The 20,648-nt window shown below is 51.0% G+C and carries 16 protein-coding genes and 4 pseudogenes; 15 read left to right on the top strand and 5 right to left on the bottom strand.

What is annotated here, in order from left to right; all coding sequences use genetic code 11:
• The first annotated feature begins 7 nt into the window (after positions 1-7).
• The 7 genes and pseudogenes from CS369_RS07840 to CS369_RS07810 all read left to right on the top strand — a co-directional run bounded on the left by CS369_RS07840 (position 8) and on the right by CS369_RS07810 (position 8,894).
• Positions 8-820 (top strand): annotated as a pseudogene (locus CS369_RS07840) (class I SAM-dependent methyltransferase).
• Positions 817-1,632, top strand: a complete 816-nt coding sequence (modD, locus tag CS369_RS07835) for a ModD protein (RefSeq protein ID WP_196906656.1) — start codon at positions 817-819, stop codon at positions 1,630-1,632. Before CS369_RS07840 ends, modD begins: the two are co-directional and overlap by 4 nt.
• Positions 1,633-1,659: 27 nt before the next feature.
• Positions 1,660-3,623: pseudogene (locus CS369_RS07830) on the top strand (TonB-dependent receptor plug domain-containing protein).
• 38 nt (positions 3,624-3,661) lie between these two features.
• The gene (locus CS369_RS07825) at positions 3,662-4,324 is read left to right on the top strand and encodes an MOSC domain-containing protein (RefSeq protein WP_196906655.1); all 663 of its coding nucleotides are present in this window, start codon (positions 3,662-3,664) and stop codon (positions 4,322-4,324) included.
• Positions 4,325-4,569: 245 nt separating this feature from the next.
• Positions 4,570-5,397 carry a BglG family transcription antiterminator LicT gene (gene licT, locus CS369_RS07820; protein WP_196906654.1) on the top strand — a complete coding sequence of 276 codons (828 nt, stop codon included), beginning with the start codon at positions 4,570-4,572 and terminating at the stop codon, positions 5,395-5,397.
• A gap of 104 nt (positions 5,398-5,501) precedes the next feature.
• Positions 5,502-7,412 (top strand): annotated as a pseudogene (locus tag CS369_RS07815) (beta-glucoside-specific PTS transporter subunit IIABC).
• A 20-nt stretch (positions 7,413-7,432) separates the two neighbouring features.
• A pseudogene (locus tag CS369_RS07810) lies at positions 7,433-8,894 on the top strand (glycoside hydrolase family 1 protein).
• 899 nt (positions 8,895-9,793) lie between these two features.
• On the opposite strand, the gene cbpM reads toward CS369_RS07810, so the two are convergent.
• Positions 9,794-10,102, bottom strand: coding sequence for a chaperone modulator CbpM (cbpM, locus tag CS369_RS07805; RefSeq protein ID WP_196906653.1), 309 nt, complete (start codon positions 10,100-10,102; stop codon positions 9,794-9,796).
• Positions 10,102-11,022 (bottom strand): curved DNA-binding protein, encoded by a 921-nt coding sequence (gene cbpA / locus CS369_RS07800; protein ID WP_196906652.1) that lies wholly within the window; start codon positions 11,020-11,022, stop codon positions 10,102-10,104. Before cbpA ends, cbpM begins: the two co-directional genes overlap by 1 nt.
• A gap of 80 nt (positions 11,023-11,102) precedes the next feature.
• Here cbpA and CS369_RS07795 point away from each other — a divergent pair, with 80 nt between their 5' ends.
• The 8 genes from CS369_RS07795 (at position 11,103) to CS369_RS07760 (ending at position 18,036) form a co-directional block, all read left to right on the top strand.
• Complete coding sequence (locus CS369_RS07795) at positions 11,103-11,717, top strand: RNA polymerase sigma factor (RefSeq protein ID WP_196906651.1); 615 nt, start codon at positions 11,103-11,105, stop codon at positions 11,715-11,717.
• Positions 11,669-11,812, top strand: a complete 144-nt coding sequence (locus CS369_RS25100) for a sigma factor-like helix-turn-helix DNA-binding protein (RefSeq protein ID WP_196906650.1) — start codon at positions 11,669-11,671, stop codon at positions 11,810-11,812. The genes CS369_RS07795 and CS369_RS25100 overlap by 49 nt, the downstream gene beginning before the upstream one ends.
• Complete coding sequence (locus CS369_RS07785; RefSeq protein WP_196906649.1) at positions 11,799-12,773, top strand: FecR family protein; 975 nt, start codon at positions 11,799-11,801, stop codon at positions 12,771-12,773. The genes CS369_RS25100 and CS369_RS07785 overlap by 14 nt, the downstream gene beginning before the upstream one ends.
• A 161-nt stretch (positions 12,774-12,934) precedes the next feature.
• Positions 12,935-14,806, top strand: coding sequence for a TonB-dependent siderophore receptor (locus CS369_RS24550; protein ID WP_196906648.1), 1,872 nt, complete (start codon positions 12,935-12,937; stop codon positions 14,804-14,806).
• A gap of 4 nt (positions 14,807-14,810) precedes the next feature.
• Positions 14,811-15,437 (top strand): TonB-dependent siderophore receptor, encoded by a 627-nt coding sequence (locus CS369_RS24545; RefSeq protein WP_196906693.1) that lies wholly within the window; start codon positions 14,811-14,813, stop codon positions 15,435-15,437.
• Positions 15,438-15,498: 61 nt separating this feature from the next.
• Positions 15,499-16,365 (top strand): hypothetical protein, encoded by an 867-nt coding sequence (locus CS369_RS07770; protein ID WP_196906647.1) that lies wholly within the window; start codon positions 15,499-15,501, stop codon positions 16,363-16,365.
• Position 16,366: 1 nt separating this feature from the next.
• A complete protein-coding gene (locus CS369_RS07765) occupies positions 16,367-16,813 on the top strand; it encodes a hypothetical protein (RefSeq protein WP_196906646.1) in 447 nt (148 codons plus the stop codon).
• 296 nt (positions 16,814-17,109) lie between these two features.
• Positions 17,110-18,036, top strand: a complete 927-nt coding sequence (locus CS369_RS07760) for an Rpn family recombination-promoting nuclease/putative transposase (RefSeq protein ID WP_196906645.1) — start codon at positions 17,110-17,112, stop codon at positions 18,034-18,036.
• Positions 18,037-18,058: 22 nt separating this feature from the next.
• Here CS369_RS07760 and CS369_RS25095 read toward each other — a convergent pair whose 3' ends face one another.
• The 3 genes from CS369_RS25095 to CS369_RS07745 all read right to left on the bottom strand — a co-directional run bounded on the left by CS369_RS25095 (position 18,059) and on the right by CS369_RS07745 (position 19,994).
• The gene (locus CS369_RS25095; RefSeq protein ID WP_196906644.1) at positions 18,059-18,262 is read right to left on the bottom strand and encodes a helix-turn-helix domain-containing protein; all 204 of its coding nucleotides are present in this window, start codon (positions 18,260-18,262) and stop codon (positions 18,059-18,061) included.
• A gap of 32 nt (positions 18,263-18,294) precedes the next feature.
• A complete protein-coding gene (locus CS369_RS07750) occupies positions 18,295-19,446 on the bottom strand; it encodes a sigma-54 dependent transcriptional regulator (RefSeq protein ID WP_196906643.1) in 1,152 nt (383 codons plus the stop codon).
• A gap of 86 nt (positions 19,447-19,532) precedes the next feature.
• Positions 19,533-19,994 carry an ATP-binding protein gene (locus tag CS369_RS07745; RefSeq protein WP_196906642.1) on the bottom strand — a complete coding sequence of 154 codons (462 nt, stop codon included), beginning with the start codon at positions 19,992-19,994 and terminating at the stop codon, positions 19,533-19,535.
• Positions 19,995-20,648: the final 654 nt, after the last annotated feature.

The following is a 20,648-nucleotide window of genomic DNA, read 5'->3' as shown; positions in this document are numbered from 1 at the left end:
GATAGCAATGCTGATTGATGATATTGATTTTGCAGACCTTTACCGCCAGCAATTGGCGCTGGCGCATCGCACCGAAAAAACGCCCGATCACTGGGATAAACGGGCGGAGAAGATGGCAGAAAACTGTGCTTCGCCTCAGGACTGCTATCTGCAACAGCTGGTGGCGAAGATTGATTTGCGCGGTGCGCAGTCGCTGTTTGATATGGGGTGCGGTCCGGGCACCGTGGCATTGGCGCTGGCGGATAACCTGGAGACGTTATATGGCGTGGATTACAGCCCGGGCATGCTGGCGGTGGCAGCCCGTCGTGCGCAGCAGCAAGGTGCAGATAACGTGAGCTGGGTGCGTCGTGCCTGGGAAGAAAGCTGGGATGAACTGCCGGTGTGTGATATCGCGGTGGCGTCGCGTTCGACGCTGGTGGCCGATATGCGACAGGCAATGGCGAAGTTGAACCGGCAGGCACGACTGCGTGTGTATACCACACATCTGGTCAGCACCTCGTTTATGTCACCGGTGATTCAGCGGGCGTTAGGGCGCTAAGTGGTGGAGCTGCCTAACTATATCTATGCCCTCAATGTGCTGTATCAAATGGGGATTTATGCACAAGTCGATTTTATCCGTGGGCCAAACTGCCAGCAGGATAACAGCACTTATGCACGCTTCGAAGAAAACGTGAAATGGAGCTTCGGCACACTCAGCGATGAGGAGCGTGAGCGGCTGTATCGCTGGTATCAGCAGCAGGATGTCAGCGCGATTGCGCCACCAATCCGTGACTGGGCGCTGATCTATTGGGACAGCGTGCCGCTCGGAGCAACATCATGATTTTCCTTGCGCAGGCGCTCACCGACGCCTGGCTGCTCGAAGATATTCAGGGTGGCGATCTGACGACCCAGGCGCTCGGTATTGGCGCAGAGCCAGGACATATCACCTTCTTTCATCGGCAGGGTGGTTGTGTCAGCGGGATTGCCGCTGCACGACAGATGCTCACGTCACTCGGGGTGAATGTGACGGCCTCGGTGAGTGATGGCGAGTACGTGGTTGCTGGGCAGCCCTTGCTGTATGCCAGCGGATCAGCGGCGGCGCTGCATCAGGGATGGAAGGCGGTACAGAATGTACTGAAATGGAGCTGCGGCGTATCTGGCTATCTGGCGCGCATGCTGGAACTGCTGCGCCAGCGCCATCCTGACGGGCATATCGCCTGCACGCGCAAAATGATCCCCGGCACCAAGCTGCTCGCCACGCATGCAGTGCGGGCCGCTGGCGGGTTGATTCATCGCGCCGGTTGTAGTGAAACCATCCTGCTGTTTGCCAATCACCGCCGCTTTCTCGCGAATGCTAATGACTGGCCTGCCATGGTCAGCCAACTGCGCCGCCATGCGCCGGAAAGAAAGATCGTGGTGGAGGCGGACACGCCGGACGAGGCATTGGCAGCGCTGCTTGCGGCACCTGATTACATACAACTCGACAAATTTACCCCTGAACAAGCAGCGAATATTGCCCGCTTTGCCCCCACCCTCGCGCCTGCCTGCACGCTGGCGCTGACTGGCTGCATCACGCTCGCCACCCTGCCGGATTATCTCGATTGTTGCATCACGCTGTTTGTGACCTCGACGCCCTATTACGCGCCGCATTAGTGAAAATAAAAAAAGGACATAATAACAATGAGATTTAAGAGAAATTATCTTTACACCGCGCTGTCGCTTGCTTTCGCGCATAACGCTGTTGCTGGGCTGGAAAGCGACACCATGACCGTGTGGTCGAGCCCGGTGCCTGCGGCTACCACCACGGTGCTTAATCAGGAAACCATACAAAAGCTGGATAAACGCAATGTGGCACAGGCGCTTAGCGTGGTGCCTGGCGTGGTATTGCAAAAATCGGGCGTACGTAATGAACAGCAGGTCAAGGTACGTGGCTTTGATAGCCGCCAGGTGCCGGTCTATTTTGACGGCGTACCGGTCTATGTTCCTTATGACGGCAATCTGGATTTAGGGCGTTTCCTTACCTCCGATCTGGCGTCGCTGGAAGTGTCCAAAGGCTATTCGTCGTTGCTGCAAGGCCCGAATCAGATGGGCGGGGCCATCAATATCACCAGCAAGAAGCCAACCAAGCCGCTGGAAGCCAGCGTGGGATATCGTCAGGGCTGGACTCGCAGCAAAACAAACGCCTTCGACACCCGGGCATCACTGGGTGCCAGTAATGACACGGGCTATATCCAGCTCAGCGGTAGCCGGGTAAAACAGGATTTTCTCGGCCTGCCGCGCAGCGTAGACAATCCGGTTGCCGGTCAGAATGGCAAGATGATCAACTCCGCGGCGGATGATAAACGCGGGATCGTCAAAGTGGGCTTTACCCCGTGCGAAAATGACGAATACATATTTACCTATATCAATCAGGACGGCAGCAAAGAGAACCCACCCTACTCGGGCAACAGCGGCCAGCAGTCCCGCTATTGGAGTATGATAAAGAGAGCTACTACTATCAGGGCACCACACAGCTTGGCGATCGCTATACCCTGAAGAGCCGTCTCTATCGTGATACCTTCGAAAATACGCTGATGATGTATCAATCGCTGGCCGACCTGAATAACCGTAAAGGAAATTACAGCCATTACTCCGATTTCACTAACGGGGCCGGGCTGCAACTTGCTGCCGATGTGCGCACCAGTGATTTGCTCTCGTTTGCAGTGAACTAGAAGGATGATGTGCATCGGGAACGAGGGGCTGTCGATGCGCCGTTTGACCGCTACAAAGATCGTACCTGGTCTTTGGCGAGTGAATACCAATGGGCCGCGGCCGATAATCTCGACGTGGTGGCCGGTATCAGCTATGACTTGCGCGACAGTCGTCAGGGCATGAAACACGAGAAAAGCGGCGATATTACCCATTACGCCAACAATAGCCAGAATGACTTTAACTGGCAGTTGATGACCAAATATCACTTCGCCAATGAAGATACGCTGTCGCTCTCTTTCTCGGATCGTACACGTTTCCCCACGCTCAAAGAGCGTTACACCACCTCGAAACCCGCCTATAACGGCCAGACGGTGCTGGTGAACCCGCACTTGAACCCAGAACGGGTGCAAGCCATTGATGTGACTTGGAACGGCACCTTTACCCGCGACTGGGCCTATGATGTCAGCGTCTATTATAACCGCGTCAATGATGCGATTCTGGGGCACACCATTGATGCCAATACCCTGCAAAACCGTAACAGCGGGCGCGTGGACTACACCGGCCTGGATCTAGGTGTAAAAGGGCGCGTGACGGAGATGCTGGACCTTGGCCTGAGCTATGGCCTGATTCATGCTGATGTGAAACAGGACGAAGTGGGTAAAGTGACCGATTTGCCGACGCATACGCTGGTGGCATGGATGACCTTCAAGCCTTGCGAAACCTTAAGCTTCACCATGTCGCAGGAAGCACTATCCTCGGCTTACAACAGCAGTGACGCGAAACAGCGTGCTTCTGACTTCACCGTGACCAACCTGCGTGCCGATTACGACGTGGGCCGTGGTGTCAGCGTCAATGCCTCGGTCAATAACCTGTTCAATACCGAGTATGCCTATAACGAAGGGTTCATTGAGCAAGGGCGCAATTTCTGGGCGGGAATTGCCTACAAGTTCTGATTGTCTTGGGGAGCACCTGCATTGAGGGTGGAGGTTTTATGGAACGTGGAAGCTTTATGGAACACACAGCAACGTTATCCCGTATTTTGTGCAATGCGAAACAAACAACTACCTCTCATGGGAAGAAGGTGTTTAGCGAGCGGGCCTGGATTCACTCTCACGGTCTGGAAACTGAGCAGGGGGATAAAACCTACTACCCGGATCCGGACTGTGCTCTATTACACTATGCGTGGGAACACTATGCTTTCTGGCGCGCTAAGTACCCCGATCGCGCTGCGCTATTTGACGCCCCGGGCATTTTTGGTGAAAATTTTTCAACGCAGGGGATGACTGAACAGAGCGTGTGCGCGGGTGATATCTTCAACGTGGGAACAGCGCTGCTTCAGGTATCCTGGGGGCGTATTGCCTGCAATACCATGGCGGGGCGACTGGAAGATAATGCCGCACCGGCCTTAATGCATGCGCAATCCCGCAACGGCTGGTTCTATCGCGTGTTGCAGGAGGGCGAGGTTTACGCGGGTGCCACGTTTGATCTGTTGGAGCGCACTTACGGTCAATGGCCGCTGAGTCGCGTGCAGGATATCATTTTCGATCTGGCCGCCAGCCGAGAGGCGCTGGAAGCGGTTTATCAGATTGAAACCTTGTCGGCTACCTGGCGGGAGCAGATTCGGGATCGGTTGGAACCGCTCGACCCGCGTTGAGAGCGAAAAAACTGAGACAGGGATGTTTTTTTGTTGCCATATTTTATGCAGGCTGTAGGGTATGGTAAATCTCTTGTTAATGCTTGATAATCATCACAATAAAACGAAAATCAAACATCTCCTACTTGCAAGGTATACTGGGTTATGGTGTATTCTCAGGCATGGATTGTTACTCTTTGAATAACAGGTAAAACCTAAAAGAGATAAAAGACTCTTTTAGGTTTTGCTTTTTTTTTGGGTAGAATATGAGAATACAGCGGGTTCTGAATAACAATGTCATCGTTGCACGCGATTTTAGCGGCAAGGAGTGCGTTGTTATTGGAAAAGGCGTTGGTTTTAACAAAAAAACCGATGACCTGGTCGATGAGGCCTGTATTCAAAAAATATTTCGACTTGATGAAGAGAACTGCATCGATAAAACCAGCGAAGCATTTAAGGATGTTCCTGATGCGCTGTTTAATATCGTTCTGGATATCGTTAAGCAGGCGACCAGTAAACTCGACAGAAAAATTCACAAAAGCGTTTATGCCTCTTTGCTAGATCACTTGAGTTTTGCTATCGAAAGAACCTGGCAGGGTACTTATGTCGAAAATATGCTGCTGTGGGATATTAAGCGCCTTTATCGTAATGAGTTTATCATCAGTCAGTGGGCGATTGCTGAAATTAATGCCCAACTCCACGTGGCGTTGCCTGAAGACGAAGCAGGGTTTATTGCCCTACATCTGTTGAACTCGCAGAAAGACGGTGCGATGCCGGATATAAAGGCCGTATCGAAAGTGATTCAGGATATTCTGAACATTGTTAAATACCATTTCAAAATTGAATACCAAGAAGACTCAATCAATTTTCAGCGGTTTGTTACTCACCTGAAATTTTTTGCGCATCGGTTACTGAGTAATACTTATGTCACCAGCGATTACAGCTCGTTGCATGACGTTGTGGTATTAAAATATTCTGCCTCCTATGAATGCGCCAAACGCGTGAATAAATTTATTAGCCATGATTATGGCCACTCGCTAACCGATGATGAAATGATGTTTCTTTCTATACATATTGAACATGTGAGGAAATAACGTTTAAAGACAGTTTTCATGATGGGGTTTACTACAAGCGCTTAAACAGTTGCTTATTCATTTTGTAATAAAAATACGACGATGACTATTATCGAGGTCAGCCCATGAGTAATTTTCGTTTACTTGCCGGGGAAATACTTGAGCTTATTGGCGGTGAAAAGAACGTTGGCTCGTTAACTCACTGTATTACACGCTTAAGACTTTCACTAAAAGATGGCACTAAATTTAATAAAGCCGCATTGGATAACCTGGATGGCGTTATTCTGGTCGTCGAAAGCAATAATCAATACCAGGTCGTGATTGGCAATGATGTCTCTACGGTATATCGCCTTTTAGTGGAGGAGTTTGGCATTAAAGGTGATGCCCCCTCTGATAGTGAGAGCGAATCCGATGGGAAGAAAGGCAATATGGTCGGACGTTTGTTCAATAAAATGTCCTCTATTTTAGTGCCAATTGTGCCTGCATTGGCCGGTGCCGGGATGCTGAAAGCATTTCTGGTGATCCTTTCGACCTACCACTTTATTGATACCGCAGGCAGTACCTATAAAATTCTGGCGGCAGCGAGCAACAGCGTGTTTTATTTCCTGCCGCTGCTGTTGGCATTTTCCTGTGCTAAAGCGTTCAATGCACATCCGTTTGTTTCCGTGGCGATTGTCGGTGCATTTCTGTAACCGACGTTCACCGGGTTGATGGCAAAACAGGGGGACATTGTCGAGTTTCTGGGGATTCCGGTGGTGCTGATGAAATATTCCTCCACGTTGATCCCAGCGATACTGGCTATCTGGGCCTACTCCTATCTGGAGCGATTGCTAAAACGTCTGATTCACCAAAGCATCGGAATGGTGGCTGTGCCGATGTTGGGGATGCTGATAATGGTGCCGGTGATTGTTATTGCCGTCCGACCGATTGGTGTCTACCTCGGGGACGGTATCGGTGAGGGCATTGCTTACATGAACGGCGTGAGCGGCATGTTGACCGGGGCGATCCTGGGCGGTGGTTGGACGCTGCTAGTGATCTTTGGCCTGCATTGGGGCATGGTGCCGGTGATGCTTAATAACCTGGCGCTGCGTGGCTTTGACACCATCAAACCGGCTACGGCCGCAGCGACCTTTGCGCAGGCGGGGGTTGCGTTTGGCGTGTTCCTGAAAGCTAAAGATAAAAAGCTGAAATCCTTTGCTCTATCCAGCATGGTGCCCGCGTTGTTTGCTGGCGTAACCGAGCCTATCGTCTACGGTATTTCTATCAAATATAAGCGCCCGCTGGTGGCATCGCTGATTGCCGGGACGGTCGCGGGTGGCTTTATCGGTTCAATGGGCACCACGGTTATGGCCTATGTCTTCCCGGCATTGACCACGTTGCCTGCGTTTATGACGACCACGTTTGCCTATTACCTGATTGGAATCGGCATGTCGTTCACTCTCTCGGCCTTGTTGACCTACCTGCTGGGCTTTGATGAGTCACTCGGCGAGTCGTCGACAGCAACGGCAAAAACGTCAAAAACGACAACGCCTTCTGCCCCTCTGACGACTGCGGGTAGACAAAGCCTGTTACCGGGCATCACGCTGGTGGCACCGCTCAATGGCACTGTCGTGCCGCTCACCTCGGTTAAGGATGCGGTCTTTGCCAGTGAAATCATGGGTAAAGGCATCGCAATTCTCCCCTCTGAAGGGGTAGTGACGTCGCTGGTAAACAGCGTGGTATCAAAACTGTTCCACAGCAAACATGCCATCGGCATCACCTCTGATGATGGTGTGGAAGTGTTGGTGCACGTCGGGATCAACACGGTACGACTCAACGGTGAGCATTTTGCCAGCCATGTCAGTGAAGGGGATCGTGTGACCACAGGGCAACTGCTGGTGACCTTCGATCTTGAGGCGCTGATCGCCAAAGGCTTTGATGTGACAACGCCTGTGGTAATCGCCAATACCGATGACTATCAGTCGATTTCCGCCACCGAACAACATCGCGTAAATAACAGCAACACCTTAATGACCTTGTTTAGCGCTATCGTTTAATCATCAATGGGAGAGAGAATATGAAAGATTCAGCAATTACTGGTTTTCCAAAAGGATTTTTATGGGGAGGCGCACTGGCGGCCAATCAGGTGGAAGGTGGGAGGTAAAGGGCTGTCCAGGGCAGATATGGCAATTCACAAAAAGAACCTGAAACGTGAAGAGTATGAGAAGCACTATAAAATCTCCGATGAGCAGATTCCCGACGCTATCGCCGCCACTGACACCAGCGCGTACCCTAAACGCCGTGGTATCGATTTTTATCACCGCTTTCGTGAAGATATTGCCCTGTTTGCCGAGATGAACTTTAAGGTGTTGCGCGTCTCCATTGCCTGGACACGTATCTTCCCCACTGGTGTTGAAGAGCAGCCGAATGAAGAGGGGCTACGTTTCTATGACGAACTGTTTGATGAGCTGCGCAATAACGGTATTGAGCCGCTGGTAGCACTGTCCCATTACGAAATGCCGATCTATCTGGTCAACAATTTTGCTGGGTGGAATGGCAGAAAGACGGTGGATTGTTTTGAGAAACTCGCCGTTACCGTGTTGGAGCGTTACAAAGATAAGGTGAAGTACTGGCTCACGTTTAATGAGATCGACAGCATCATCTGTCACCCGTTTACCACTGGCGGGATTGTGCCGGAGCGCTTCTCGAATGATGAGATTGAAACCGTGATCTATCAGGCGCTGCATCATCAGTTTGTTGCCAGCGCGTTGGCAGTAAAACATTGTCGTCGTCTTTGCCCGGAGGCAAAAATTGGCTGCATGTTGACTCGCTTGCTGACCTATCCGGAAAGCTGTGCGCCGGAAGATATTTTGCTGGCATACCGCGAAAACCAGCTCAACTACTTCTTTAGTGATGTGCAGATTCGCGGACGCTATCCGCGCCACATGACGCGCCGTTTCGCGGAAAAAGGCATCCACATCAACATGCTGCCGGGTGACGAAGAGATCCTGCAACAGCATACGGTGGATTTCCTCTCCTTCAGCTACTACATGTCTCTGGTCACCAGCGTCAACGCCGACAAGATGGATAAAGTGGGCGGTAACATTGCCGGTGGTGTGAAAAACCCCTATCTGAAAACTACCGAATGGGACTGGCAGCTCGATCCGGTTGGGCTGCGGATTGCGCTCAATGATATGTACGATCGTTATCAGATCCACCTATTCGTGGTGGAAAACGGCATGGGTGCGGTAGATCAGATCGACGAAGATCATCAGGTCAATGATGACTACCGCATTGCGTTTTTCCAGTCGCATCTGAAAGAGATGAAAGAGGCGGTGAAAGACGGCGTGGAGCTGATGGGCTATACCTCTTGGGCACCCATCGATCTTATCAGTGCATCGACGTCAGAAATGAACAAGCGTTACGGCTTTATCTATGTCGATCAGGATAACGATGGTAACGGCACGCTGGCCCGCTACCGTAAGAAGAGTTTCTACTGGTATCAGGATGTTACCGCGACCAATGGTGAAACTCTATAACGCAGGATCTATACGACAGGGCGGGGGAACCGCCCTGATACTCTGTATGATGGTGATTATGGATCAGTAAAGATCATGTGTAGATAAGTCATGCCTTGTTTTCTTTTGGTTAACAGTATCTTTTGATTGATACATAACTGTTTCCATTGGTTTGTGTGCCTGTCTTTTACCCATAATCCTGCTTCACAGCGGCCGCTTTTCCCTCTCGACGGACCTGGAAAGACAATTTCATATTCTGAGGTATATGTAATCACTTCGTCAGGGAAAAGGTAGACGTAGACATCAAAAATATTGAGTATTAAAACAAACCCCATGCAGAACCAGCTAAAAAAAACTTCAAAAATATACTTTGGTGATTTTCCCAGTGGTCGTTGATAAGCTACTTTTGCGGCGAATATAAGCCCCAGAGTCGATGCAAACGTGATATAAATTGTAAGCTCTGGAAGGGATTTTATCAGTATTGTATTTCGAGAAATATTACTTGCCCATAACATATATCAAAAAATAAAAAACATTATAGAGAGAATAATTGAGGTAAGGATAATTTTCTTCGAAAATATTTGTTTTTTGATTTTTTTATAAGAGATGTTCATATGCCTTTGACCTGAAATGAAGCAATTTTTGTACGAATAAGTTATTTGTGGTTAATAATGATATAAGATGGCGAATTATAAAATAACCAGGTTAATTATAATAATACCACAGCCAATATATGGCCTGACAACAAATTTACATGCTGATTTGCTACCTCGCACAGATGGGTAATACTGTGAACACCGATACTTACATTAAAGGGATGACCAGCCCTACTGAAGAAGAGCTGGCACCGCACTATCATTGATGCACTCTGATGCGTAGCACATTACTACGGATTTTAAACCGTGCTACGCAGGCTGGCTTTATCCAACATGTGAAATAAAGCGGGATAGACGCTGTTGCAGTCGTCGATTTTCTTGGCGCAACTGCGCGTTCTCTTCCAATAATGTCAGGGTTACGGCGATACCGGGCCAATCTAACGCTAACTGCCTTCTTAAACGCAGGGCGCGCTGCATAATCGCGGCTGCACGATCGTCAAATTGCCAGCATGAGTGTTCATCTTCATGAGGTTCAATCACCCCCAGGCCGACAATTTCACTCAGTTCATCTTCCGAAACGCCGGTATGTAGGCAAAACTCAGAAACGGTAAAGGCGATGGTTACTGTAGACATTATGCTTTCCCCCATGTTTTGCGAGGATCAAAGGATGGTTGGGCGTCTGCCAACTGTTGCCACAGGGTGCTGATGCTGTCATCCGGTTTCGGTGGCATCACGATTTTTATCACGGCGTACAGATTGCCGGTATGGTGTTTACCGATAAGCCCCTTACCTTTGATACGTAACCGTTGGCCTACCTGACTGCCCGCAGGGATCGTCAGCAGAATGCTCTCTTTCAGTATCGGTACGGTGACCTTTGCGCCCAGTGCTGCTTCCCAAGGGGCAAGCGGGACCACAATTTCCAAATCGTGGCCCACAATATCAAACAGTGGATGCGGAGCAATATGGATAACCAACCACAGATCGCCATTCGGCCCACCTTGTTCACCCGGCGTTCCCTGGCCTTTAAGGCGAATGCGCTGACCGTTGCCCACACCTGCCGGTATTTTCACATTGAGCGTTTTGGGAATTTCCTGCTCTACCATGCCGAAGGCGTTATATACCGGTAGCCTGTAACTGATGGTTTGATTGTGCTCGCTAAGGATTTCTTCGAGAAATACCGCGACTTCGATTTCAATGTCATGACCACGGGTTGCGCGGGATTGCTGTGACTGGCGTGCATGTTGACCAAAGATAGAGGAGAAAAGATCGTCAACGTCTTCAGCCTTATAGCGCTGGCCACTTTCCTGCTGAGGCTGCCGGGTGAACTGCGGATCATTACGGTGTTGCCACAGTTGGTCATACTCTGCTCGCCGCTGTTCGTCACTCAGCACTTCCCACGCTTCAGCCACGGCTTTAAACCGTGCTTCGGCGTCGGGCTCTTTACTGACATCCGGGTGGTATTTGCGGGCCAATCGACGATAGGCGGTCTTGATGGTCTTAAGAGCGTCAGTCGATTTTACGCCCATAATGGCGTAATAATCCTTTAATTCCATAACGTAATCTCGCGTCATTTAATAGGTAAATGGGATTCCTGTGCGTGTTTTCACCACTAAGTGTAGGATAATCCCATGCAATGCATATCTCCACTGCAAGCCACCCGAGCGATAACCGTACTAAACGTAATACATTGATTATCATTTTTATTTGCTGGAAACGATTGATAACATCAGCAATAATTGCCGTCCGTTCAGCCCATTCTTCCCGCGTTGTTGCACAGGATCCTTGCGCGGTTCGGAACTGTTTTTACTACCGTTCGAGGCTCGACGTCATGACCGACAAAAGCAAGGATCTCGCCGCGCTATACCTCACAAAGCATGAACGCCTGGAACGGCAGATCCGGCGTCGGGTGGGGTGCCGTAATATTGCCAGTGACTTGGTGCAGGATATTTTTCTGCGCTTGTGGGAAAAGGCGATTGAGTTGAAAGGTGACTCTGCTGCCTATCTCACCCGCTGTGCCCGCAATGCGGCAATTGACCATTTGCGAGCGGAAAAAACCAAAGCGGACTATCTTCAGGGCGTGCTGCCCGAGCACTACGCTGAGGAAGCCGAGTCGCCGCAAGACATTGTATCCGCACAGCAGAACATCCATCATATTGATGAAATCCTGGCTGCCTTACCGCAAAAACGCGGCATATCTTTTTGCTCAATCGGGTTCATGGTCGCAGTTTCTCGGAAATTGCTGCGGTGATGGAGATTTCATCACGAGCGGTGGCAAAACACATGGCGCGGGCTGTAGCTGCCTGCGAAGCGCGCATAGGAGGCCAGCACGATGACACCGACTGAGACGCAGATCCGCGAACAAGCGCGCGACCGGTTTATTTCTCTGCGGGATAATCCTTCGCGCGCTCAGCGAATTGCCTGTGATCAGTGGCGACAGAGTAACCCCGCGCACGATGAAGCATATCGCGCGGTCGAGGCGGTGTGGCAGGCAACCGATGCACCGGGCAAGCGATTGGCGGAAAAGGAGTCTGACGCGCTGGCGGTCTATCTCACGGCAATCAAGCAGGAAAAACGTCATCGACGCGCAAGGCGGTGGCTGGTTTCGGCCAGCGCCTGCTGTGCATTGGTGTTGAAGGGGATGCTCTGGCTGGAAAATCCCTACTGGATACAGAATGCGACAGCGAGCCACGTGGCAAGCAAAGGCGAACGTCGAGACGTCACGCTGGCAGATGGCTCGCGGGTATTGCTGGATGCGGATAGCGCGTTCAACGTCGAGCTTACGCCGCAAGGACGGCGCGTCCATTTGCTGCGCGGTGCCGCTTTTTTTGATGTCACGCCGTCGCAGACGCCTTTTGTGGTGGTAACGGCGGCGGGTGACGTGCGGGTGCTTGGTACGCAATTTGATGTACGTTTGATGGATACTGCTGCTCTGGTGACCCTGGCAAAGGGAAGTGTTGCGGTCACAGCGGGTGGGGCTGTGACTCCCACCATGCTTAAACCCGGACAGCAGGTATGGTTTAGCGCCAGCGGAACCCATGCACCTGTCAGCGTGAATGTTGCTGATGAAATGGCGTGGCGTGAAGGACGTTATGTGTTCTATCGTACTCGGCTGTCTGATGTGGTGCGTGAGGTGGAACGCTATCGTCCCGGGCGTATTCTCATCCCGGCATCTGCGTTGGCCAATCAAACTGTGACTGGCAGCTTTTCGCTGGTGGATAGCGATGCGGCATTGGCGTCGTTGCAGGCCAGCGTCGGGTTTCAGATGCACAAAGTCACTGAACGGCTGGTGATTCTCTCTCCATAAAATAATATATTTTACAATGTCTTGTGATTTTTTTGATTAAAAAATTCATTTTCATGGTTCAGTGATCCGTTTTCTCATTCGTGAATGTAGTGATAGTGCAAATGATAATTATTATTATTAACGCGCTCGCAGTTCATGACACGAGATAAGGATCCCTTCTAATGAAACAAAAAAGAGCACACCAGGCAGGCTACGTATTCGCCACCCTTTTATTGACCAGCTTTAGTGGTGCGCACTGCGCCGCAGCGCAGGTTGAGCAGCAAGCAGCGCAGCAATTCAGTTTCAATCTCCCGGCGAAATCAGTCACTCAGGCGGTGAACGACATTGGGCGTATCACTGGCCTGTCCGTTGTTTTCCGTGAAGAGCCGGAAATGGCCGCCATTGGCAAACCCGTGCGTGGCACGCTGGGCGCAGAACAGGAGTTGGTAACCCTGCTCAATGGCACCGGGCTGGGCTACCGCTTTAGTAATGCAACCACGGTGCAAATTTATGTATTGCCTCCTTCAGCGATGACTGCATCAGGGGGAACGCCCGACACCATGGTGGTTCAGGCGCAGGGAAATAGCCGACTGGGTCCGGTAGTGGGTTATCTTGCCAGCAACAGCACCTCTGGTACCAAAACCAACACCCCGCTGATGAGAACGCCGCAGTCGGTCAGCGTGATTACCCGCGAACAGGCTGACACGCAGGGCGCGCAAAGTCTGGTTCAGGAATTGCGCTATTCGTCGGGCGTGGCGGCAGAAGTTCGCGGCTCGGCATCGCGTTATGATTTGCCTTATGTTCGTGGTTTCGGTTCACCGACCGACAGCAACCAGTATCTTGATGGCTTACGTTTACTGCGTGGCGGCGGTTATGCCATTCCGCAGATTGAAACCTATGGTATCGAGCGCATTGAATTCCTCAAAGGCCCATCGTCCACGCTGTATGGCGGTGTGACGCCTGGCGGGTTGATCAATGCGATTTCCAAGGTGCCTACCAGCGAGCCGCAGCACGCGGTTGAGATGCTCTACGGCAGCCATAACCGGATGCAGCTCTGTGTGGATTCCGCTGGGCCGCTCAACGATGACCGCTCGTTGCTTTATCGTGTTGTCGCGCTTGGCCGGAAATCTGACACGCAGGTAGTGAATACCAAAGAAGAACGCGTCTATGTCGCCCCCTCTCTGACCTGGATCCCCGATACCGATACCTCATTCACGCTGAACATGAGCTATCAGCACGATCCTGAAGGGGGATACTACGGCGTGTTGCCCACGGTCGGTTCACTGTGGCCCAGCCCGGCAGGGCAAATCCCCCGTAATTTCAACGACGGCGATTCGGCGTTTGATCAATTCGATCGTAAGCAGAGCATGGTGGGATATCAGTTTGAGCATCGCATCAATGACACCTGGAGCGTGCGCCACAACTTCCGCTATCTCGATCACTCTACAGTGACCAAGAGCGTAGGTACGTCCAGTATGGGGGCCGATGGGCATACTATCTCGCGTTACGCGCTGGGGACGGATGAAACGTTGCGCGGTCTGACATCCGATCTGCAACTTCAGGCTGAATTTGATACCGGACGTTTGTATCACACGGCCTTGTTCGGTTTTGATTATCAGCAATCGGACTGGGCGCAAATTCGGGATTATGGCGGTGCACCCTCCATTGATTTCCTGAACCCGATATATGGCGTAGCGACCAACCTGACGCTGGCGCGCATCACCAATCAGAAGCAGCACAACAATCAGGCGGGTTTTTACGCGCAGGATCAGATCGATATCGATCTTTGGACGCTGGTGGATGGTATGCGCTATGACACCATTCGAACCAGAACCGATAACCGACTGAATGACACCCGTAGCGTGCAAGATGACGAAGCGGTGAGTGGTAAGCTCGGGCTTATTTACAACTTTGACATGGGGATTGCGCCTTATGTCAGCTACTCCACGTCATTCCTGCCGGTCAATGGTACTGATGCCAGCGGCAGCGCCTTTAAGCCGACCACAGCGAAGCAGCGCGAAGTGGGGGGTAAAATACTAACCTACGCATTTTAATGCGCTGTTTACGCTCGTCTATTTTGATATCACGCAAAGTAACGTCGTCACCTCCGCCAACCCTTACACCACCTACCAAACCGGGGAACAACGTTCACGCGGCGTTGAGTTTGAAAGCAAGATGGCGGTTACGGATAACATCAATGTGACCGGTGCCTTGACCTACACCAACGCCGAAGTGGTTAAAGGATTAGGTGCAGATGTCGGGCAGGCACCTATCGGCATTCCGGATTACACCCCTTCGTTGTGGGCGGATTATCGCTTCCGCTCCGGCGTACTGGAGGGGATTACCGTGGGCAGCGGCGTGCGCTATGTCGGTAGCAAGGTGGGGGGATATTCGCCTAACGTTTACACCGCCAACGCCACGCGATTGGATGCGCCGAGCTACACCGTATTCGATGCGTCAGTCAGTTACGATTTCGGCAAAAGATCGCCAACGCTTAACGGATTAAGCGGCAAGGTCAGCGTCAATAACCTGTTCGATAAACGCTATGTCACGTGCCTGTCCAATAACTTCTGTAACTATGGCAACGATCGCGTGGTGTATGCCTCACTGGCTTATCGCTGGCGATACCGATGGAACAAGCAACACTGTCTGACACGCAGTCACTGCGCACGGGTGAGCAGTTAGCCACACTGCTCGGCATTAGCGCGCTGTACATCGGCTTCGGCATGACCATGGGGCTAATTCAGTGGCATTCACCATGGCAACCATGGATATTGCGCTGGACGGGTTGGCGGTAGAACGCATTCACCCAACCTGGCGACCGCGTGCTGCGGCCTGCAAACTGGGTGCATTATTGACAGGTGCCATGATTGGCGGCGGTGCTTTTGTCGAGTTGTTTCACACCTATGGCTGGAAGGCCATCTTCCTGTGTTATGCGGCCTCTCTCTTACTGCTGGTATTGCCGGTGCTGCTGTTAATGAAAGAGCTACCGCATGCTGACCTACCGAACGCTACGCGCCGGGACGCCGCGAGCCTAAGTGCGCTGCTGCGTAACCCGGTACAGCGCAAGCGACTCACACTATTGACGTTAACGTGCTGCGTTATCTTCCCGATTGCGGGACTGAATCGCCTGATGCTGCTCGATCTCAATGTGCCAATAGAGCAGATCGGTGGGATCGTCGGCACGCTCGGGCCCATCACCATGTTGATCACCGCCGTTATCTCTATGCCGTTGATGCGCCGCTGCGGGCTTTCCGGTGCGCTAATAACGTTCACCGCGCTGGCCTTGCTGGCATTGGCAGCGATGACAACTGGTTTTGTTCGGGTGCAGTCGTGGCTCGCCATGTCGGGAGCGATAGCGGTGGGCGCGGCGGTGAGCGGCATTTTTGTGGCGCTGAGCGCCAGAATATTGGGGTGGTCACGCGGGGCGCAACCCGCCACCGATTACGCTGCTTTTTACGGCGTAGGACGGTTTGCCAGCACGCTGGCCACCATTGCAGGGGCGCAAATGGTGAGCTGGATTAGCTGGCCCTGGTTCTACGCATTGGGTGCGCTGGCATTACTGATTATCACGGGGCTATTGCGTGCCCCCATAGCAGAAAAGGATGAATAAAATGAACCAACAACATCATTATTCCGGTGAGCAACTGGACAGTGAAATTTTCGACAGTTCGCGCTGGCCCGTGGTATTCCTGCGCTTTCCCGCATTGGAGATGCCGAATCGCACGGACAGGTTACTGGCAGGATTGACGCACATTCTGACGCAGCAGCAGCGCGTGGCGTTGGCGTGGATTCCGGCAAGGCATGGACATGAGAGAGAACCGCATGAACAAGAGAAGCAGGCATCGCGATGGATGAAGCAATATAAAAACGAACTGCGGGATTACTGCGCGGGTTATGTGTATTTGACCTCTGAGCCTGAAGTGCGTGAGAGCCTGAGCGCCATGTTTCCCAAGGTGCAAAAGATCTTGCCGTTCCCCAAAACGTTGGCGGACGATATGGACGACGCTTATCGAAAAGCAACGGCGTTTCTTGCGTTGGATGGCGCTATGATGGAGTAGGTGCACCACCAGTCGCGTTGCGGATGCATTTTAGTGCCTGATAGCATGAAAAACGTCTGAAACGCTGTCATCACCTCCTTGCCAAACCAACCTACATTCGCGGGGTGGTTTGGCGTAAAGGAGATACCCCTCTGAAACGCGATGACTAAGTCGGCTGTTTAGAAAGCGCCTCTTATAGAGAGTTATAACGTGTAGACAGGCAAGATGAAGGCAGTAATTAATGGCTTGGTGGTATTGAGGAACGCGAGAGGTTACAGCCAGTAAACTGGTGCGGATAAATTTCAGAGTCCACACTGATGAAAAAGGCCAACAACAAAGTCACCTGCCCCCACGATGCAACCTTCAAGCAGTTTCTTACGTATCCAGAGTCTGCGCGGGATTTTATCCAACTGCATTTGCCTGAAAAGTTATTGGCGCTTTGCGATCTTACTACGCTGAAACTGGAATCCGGCTCGTTTGTTGAAGATGATCTGAGAGCGTATTACAGTGATGTGCTTTACAGCCTACAGACCCGTGCTGGAGCAGGCTATGTTCATGTTTTAATTGAGCACCAAAGCAAACCTGATAAGCAGATGGCATTCCGACTGATGCGGTACGCTATTGCCGCGATGCAACGACACCTTGATGCTGGAAATAAACAACTGCCGCTGGTGATCCCGATGTTGTTTTATGCAGGCAAACCTAGCCCCTGTCCGAACACCACCAATTGGTTACAGCTGTTTGACAATCCTGCATTGGCCCAACAGCTGTACAGTGAGGATTTTCCGCTAGTTGATGTGACGATTATTCCCGATGATGAAATTATGCGGCATCGCAGTATAGCCGCGTTGACACTGATACAAAAGCACATTCGCCAACGCGATTTGTCTGAGCTAACAGACATGCTGGTAACCATTTTCCTGACGACTAACATGACCAGACAGCAGGTCAGATCGCTGATAAACTATATGGTACAGGCAGGAAACGCGATAGACGCTCAAGCTTATCTAAGACAGTTGGCACAACGGGTACCGCAACACGGAGATGAACTGATGACCATAGCAGAGCAACTGGAACAGAAGGGCATCGAGAAGGGCATCGAAAAAGGCGTTGAAAAAGGCCAGCGTGAGGCTACGTTGAAAATAGCCTCTGAATTGCTTCACAACGGTGTGGAGCTCGCGATTGTAATAAAATCCACTGGCCTATCCAAAGAAGCGTTGATGAAACTCAAACTCAGCCATTAACACAAAAATGTACCGATTGGTATTATGTATTCTCGCTAGCTTTTTGTTTTTGGATGCCTGTTTCTCTACTCATGCACGCATTGCCTAAACAGCGGCTCAAAGCGCTCTGAGTTATCCCTAGCAGTTTGGCTGCGGCACTCTGGTTGTTATTGGTGCGAATGAGTGCCTCATGTATCAGCTGCTCTGTGAGTTCTCTGATGGTGGGCAAATTCGCTGGAAAAGTCATTCGTTCACTTTGAGGTATCTGTTGAGTCTGTTCTAACACCTTAAAAAAGGCGCGAGCGCCAGTTCCTGACCGTTACTGATCCCCGCCGCGGTAAAAGTTAACGACTTTAATTCGGCAATATTTCCGGGAAATGCATAACGCTCCAACCGGCTCGCGAGATCGTGGGGCAGCGCGAGGTAATCCCGCCCTAACTCCTGGCAGGCCATCTCATTAAAATGCTGTAATAACAAACCAATATCAGCGGTCCGTTCCCTGAGCGGCGGTAGTCTGATGCGTTGTGGTTGCAGGCAATAGAGCAATCCGTGGGAAAAATGCTTTTGCTCGAGCTGCTCCAGCGGCACGGTGGTGCTAAACAATAATCGGCACTTGAGAGCGGTTTCCTGTAATGAACCCTGTGGAAAATAGCGTTTGCGTTGGCACAGTTGAGTGAGCACCCTTTGGGTTTCCTCACTCGCTAGCGCGAGATGCCCAAGCAGCAAAAAGCCTGAGCCTGCCATGTCGAGCAAGCCCGCTTGATTGGCAACCCCAAACAGTTTTTGCTCTAATATCTGCGGCGAGATGTCGGCCAGTGGCAACGTTAACAAGGGTAATTCTGGACAAAGCTGTTGTTGCAGCGCCTCCGCAAACAGGTGTTTACCCGTGCCTATTTCCCCTTCGATTAAAATAGGCTCGTGGCTATCGTACAACGCGGCAGCGAAAGTAAAGCAGTCGTGCATTTTGATGTCAGTTGTGAGGATTCTATCGAACGCACTCAGATTCATGCGATTAAAGAAACCCTCTTTAATTTGATGGTAACGACGTTCCAGCCCAATCATCTCCATGGCGCGGCGCACGCCTATCAGTAGCTGGTCGGTCGAACTGGTTTTGGTAATGAAATCGTAGGCACCTTGCTTCATGCACTCTACAGCGATTTCGGTTTCATTGAGTCCCGTCAATACGATCACTCGCACATAGGGAGCATGCTCGCGAATATCCCTCAGTAATTGCCGACCGTCGAGGGCGGGCATATTGAGATCGAGTAGCACCAGCGCGATATCCAAATCGTTGATAAGTTGCAAAGCCTGACGGCTGTTTTCGCAGGTGTAGGTTTTGGCCTCAGGAATATGCCGATTAAGCAACATATCGATGGTGCGCAACCAGCGGGTTTCATCATCGATAACGAGAATATTGCGACTAAGCTTCATTGCACATTCCTAACAAGATTTTCATTTCGGTGCCGATATTGGGCTGCGAATGGATAAGCCACTGGGCTCCGTGTTCGACAAGAATTTTATTGGTGGTCGAAAGCCCAAGCCCAGGTTCCTCCTTGCTCGCGACGGGTGGTGAAAAAGGGTTCGCGAATACGTGCCTGAATGTGAGGCTGCATACCAGAGCTATTATCGATGACTTTAAGGTATACCCGACCTTCTTCGATTCTGGTTTCAATCGTCAGCAATGGATGGATTTTGTCCATCGCCAGACAGGCATTCTGGATCAAATTGATAAGTAACAACTGGAGTTGCAGCTCGTCCCCCTTAATCGCAGGAAGTTGAGGATGGAGTGAGAGCTGCAACTGCAACCGTTTGACATTGTTATGGGTTAACCGCAGCGCGGTTTCGACAATATGGTTGAGTGCAACAGGCTTAACATTGCTGAGTCCGTAGCGTGAGAAGTGTTTGAGATCGTGGATGATACTGCCAATGCGCTGAGCCGATTCCTGCACCGATTGGCTGGTATAATTCAGCTTCCTCAAGTCCCTGTTGCAGCACCTGCGGTTGCGAAGTCGTGGACGGCGATGCACGTTTCATATCGTCGATAATATCCTGCATCAGACTCATGGATTGATTGATGAGCCCCACGGGATTATTAATTTCGTGGGCGATACCCGTAGTCAACTCCCCTAGGGATGCCAGGCGACTCGAGAGTTCGCTCACCTTTTTCAACTCAAAGGGTTCGGTGTAGTCTTCGATAAATAAGGAGATCATATTGCTGGAGATCAAGTATAAATTCAGTTTCCAGCGTTTATTGTCGAGAGAAAATTCGATTAATTGTGATTCTTCACCATTAAACCCTGATTGGATAAGCTGTGTGAGCGCGACCTTTGGATATGCCTGTTCGAGCCTGTCTGGTGCTAACAGCCATTGATATTTACCGTTTTGCCAGATTATTTTCAGGTATTAATCCAGCAGGATAACCCCACAGGGAAGGCCATCTAATACTGAATGGAATTGGGCTGATACTCGGTTAATTTCCGCCTCGGCTTTTTGTCGCTGGTGGAGTTTTTGTTTAAGGGATTGGTTTTTTTGCCTGAGCACCAAGCTGATATAAAGAGTGATCAACAAGGGGTCTTCCCCTATCATGGTGGCACACACCCTCAATCAAGTATAATTATCTATACTTGTACCTT

This window comes from Candidatus Symbiopectobacterium sp. 'North America', assembly GCF_015762685.1.
In the GTDB taxonomy this organism is placed as follows: Bacteria; Pseudomonadota; Gammaproteobacteria; order Enterobacterales; family Enterobacteriaceae; genus Symbiopectobacterium.
The sequence above is the reverse complement of the archived record's forward strand: the minus strand, read 5'-3'. Positions and strand labels throughout refer to the sequence as shown.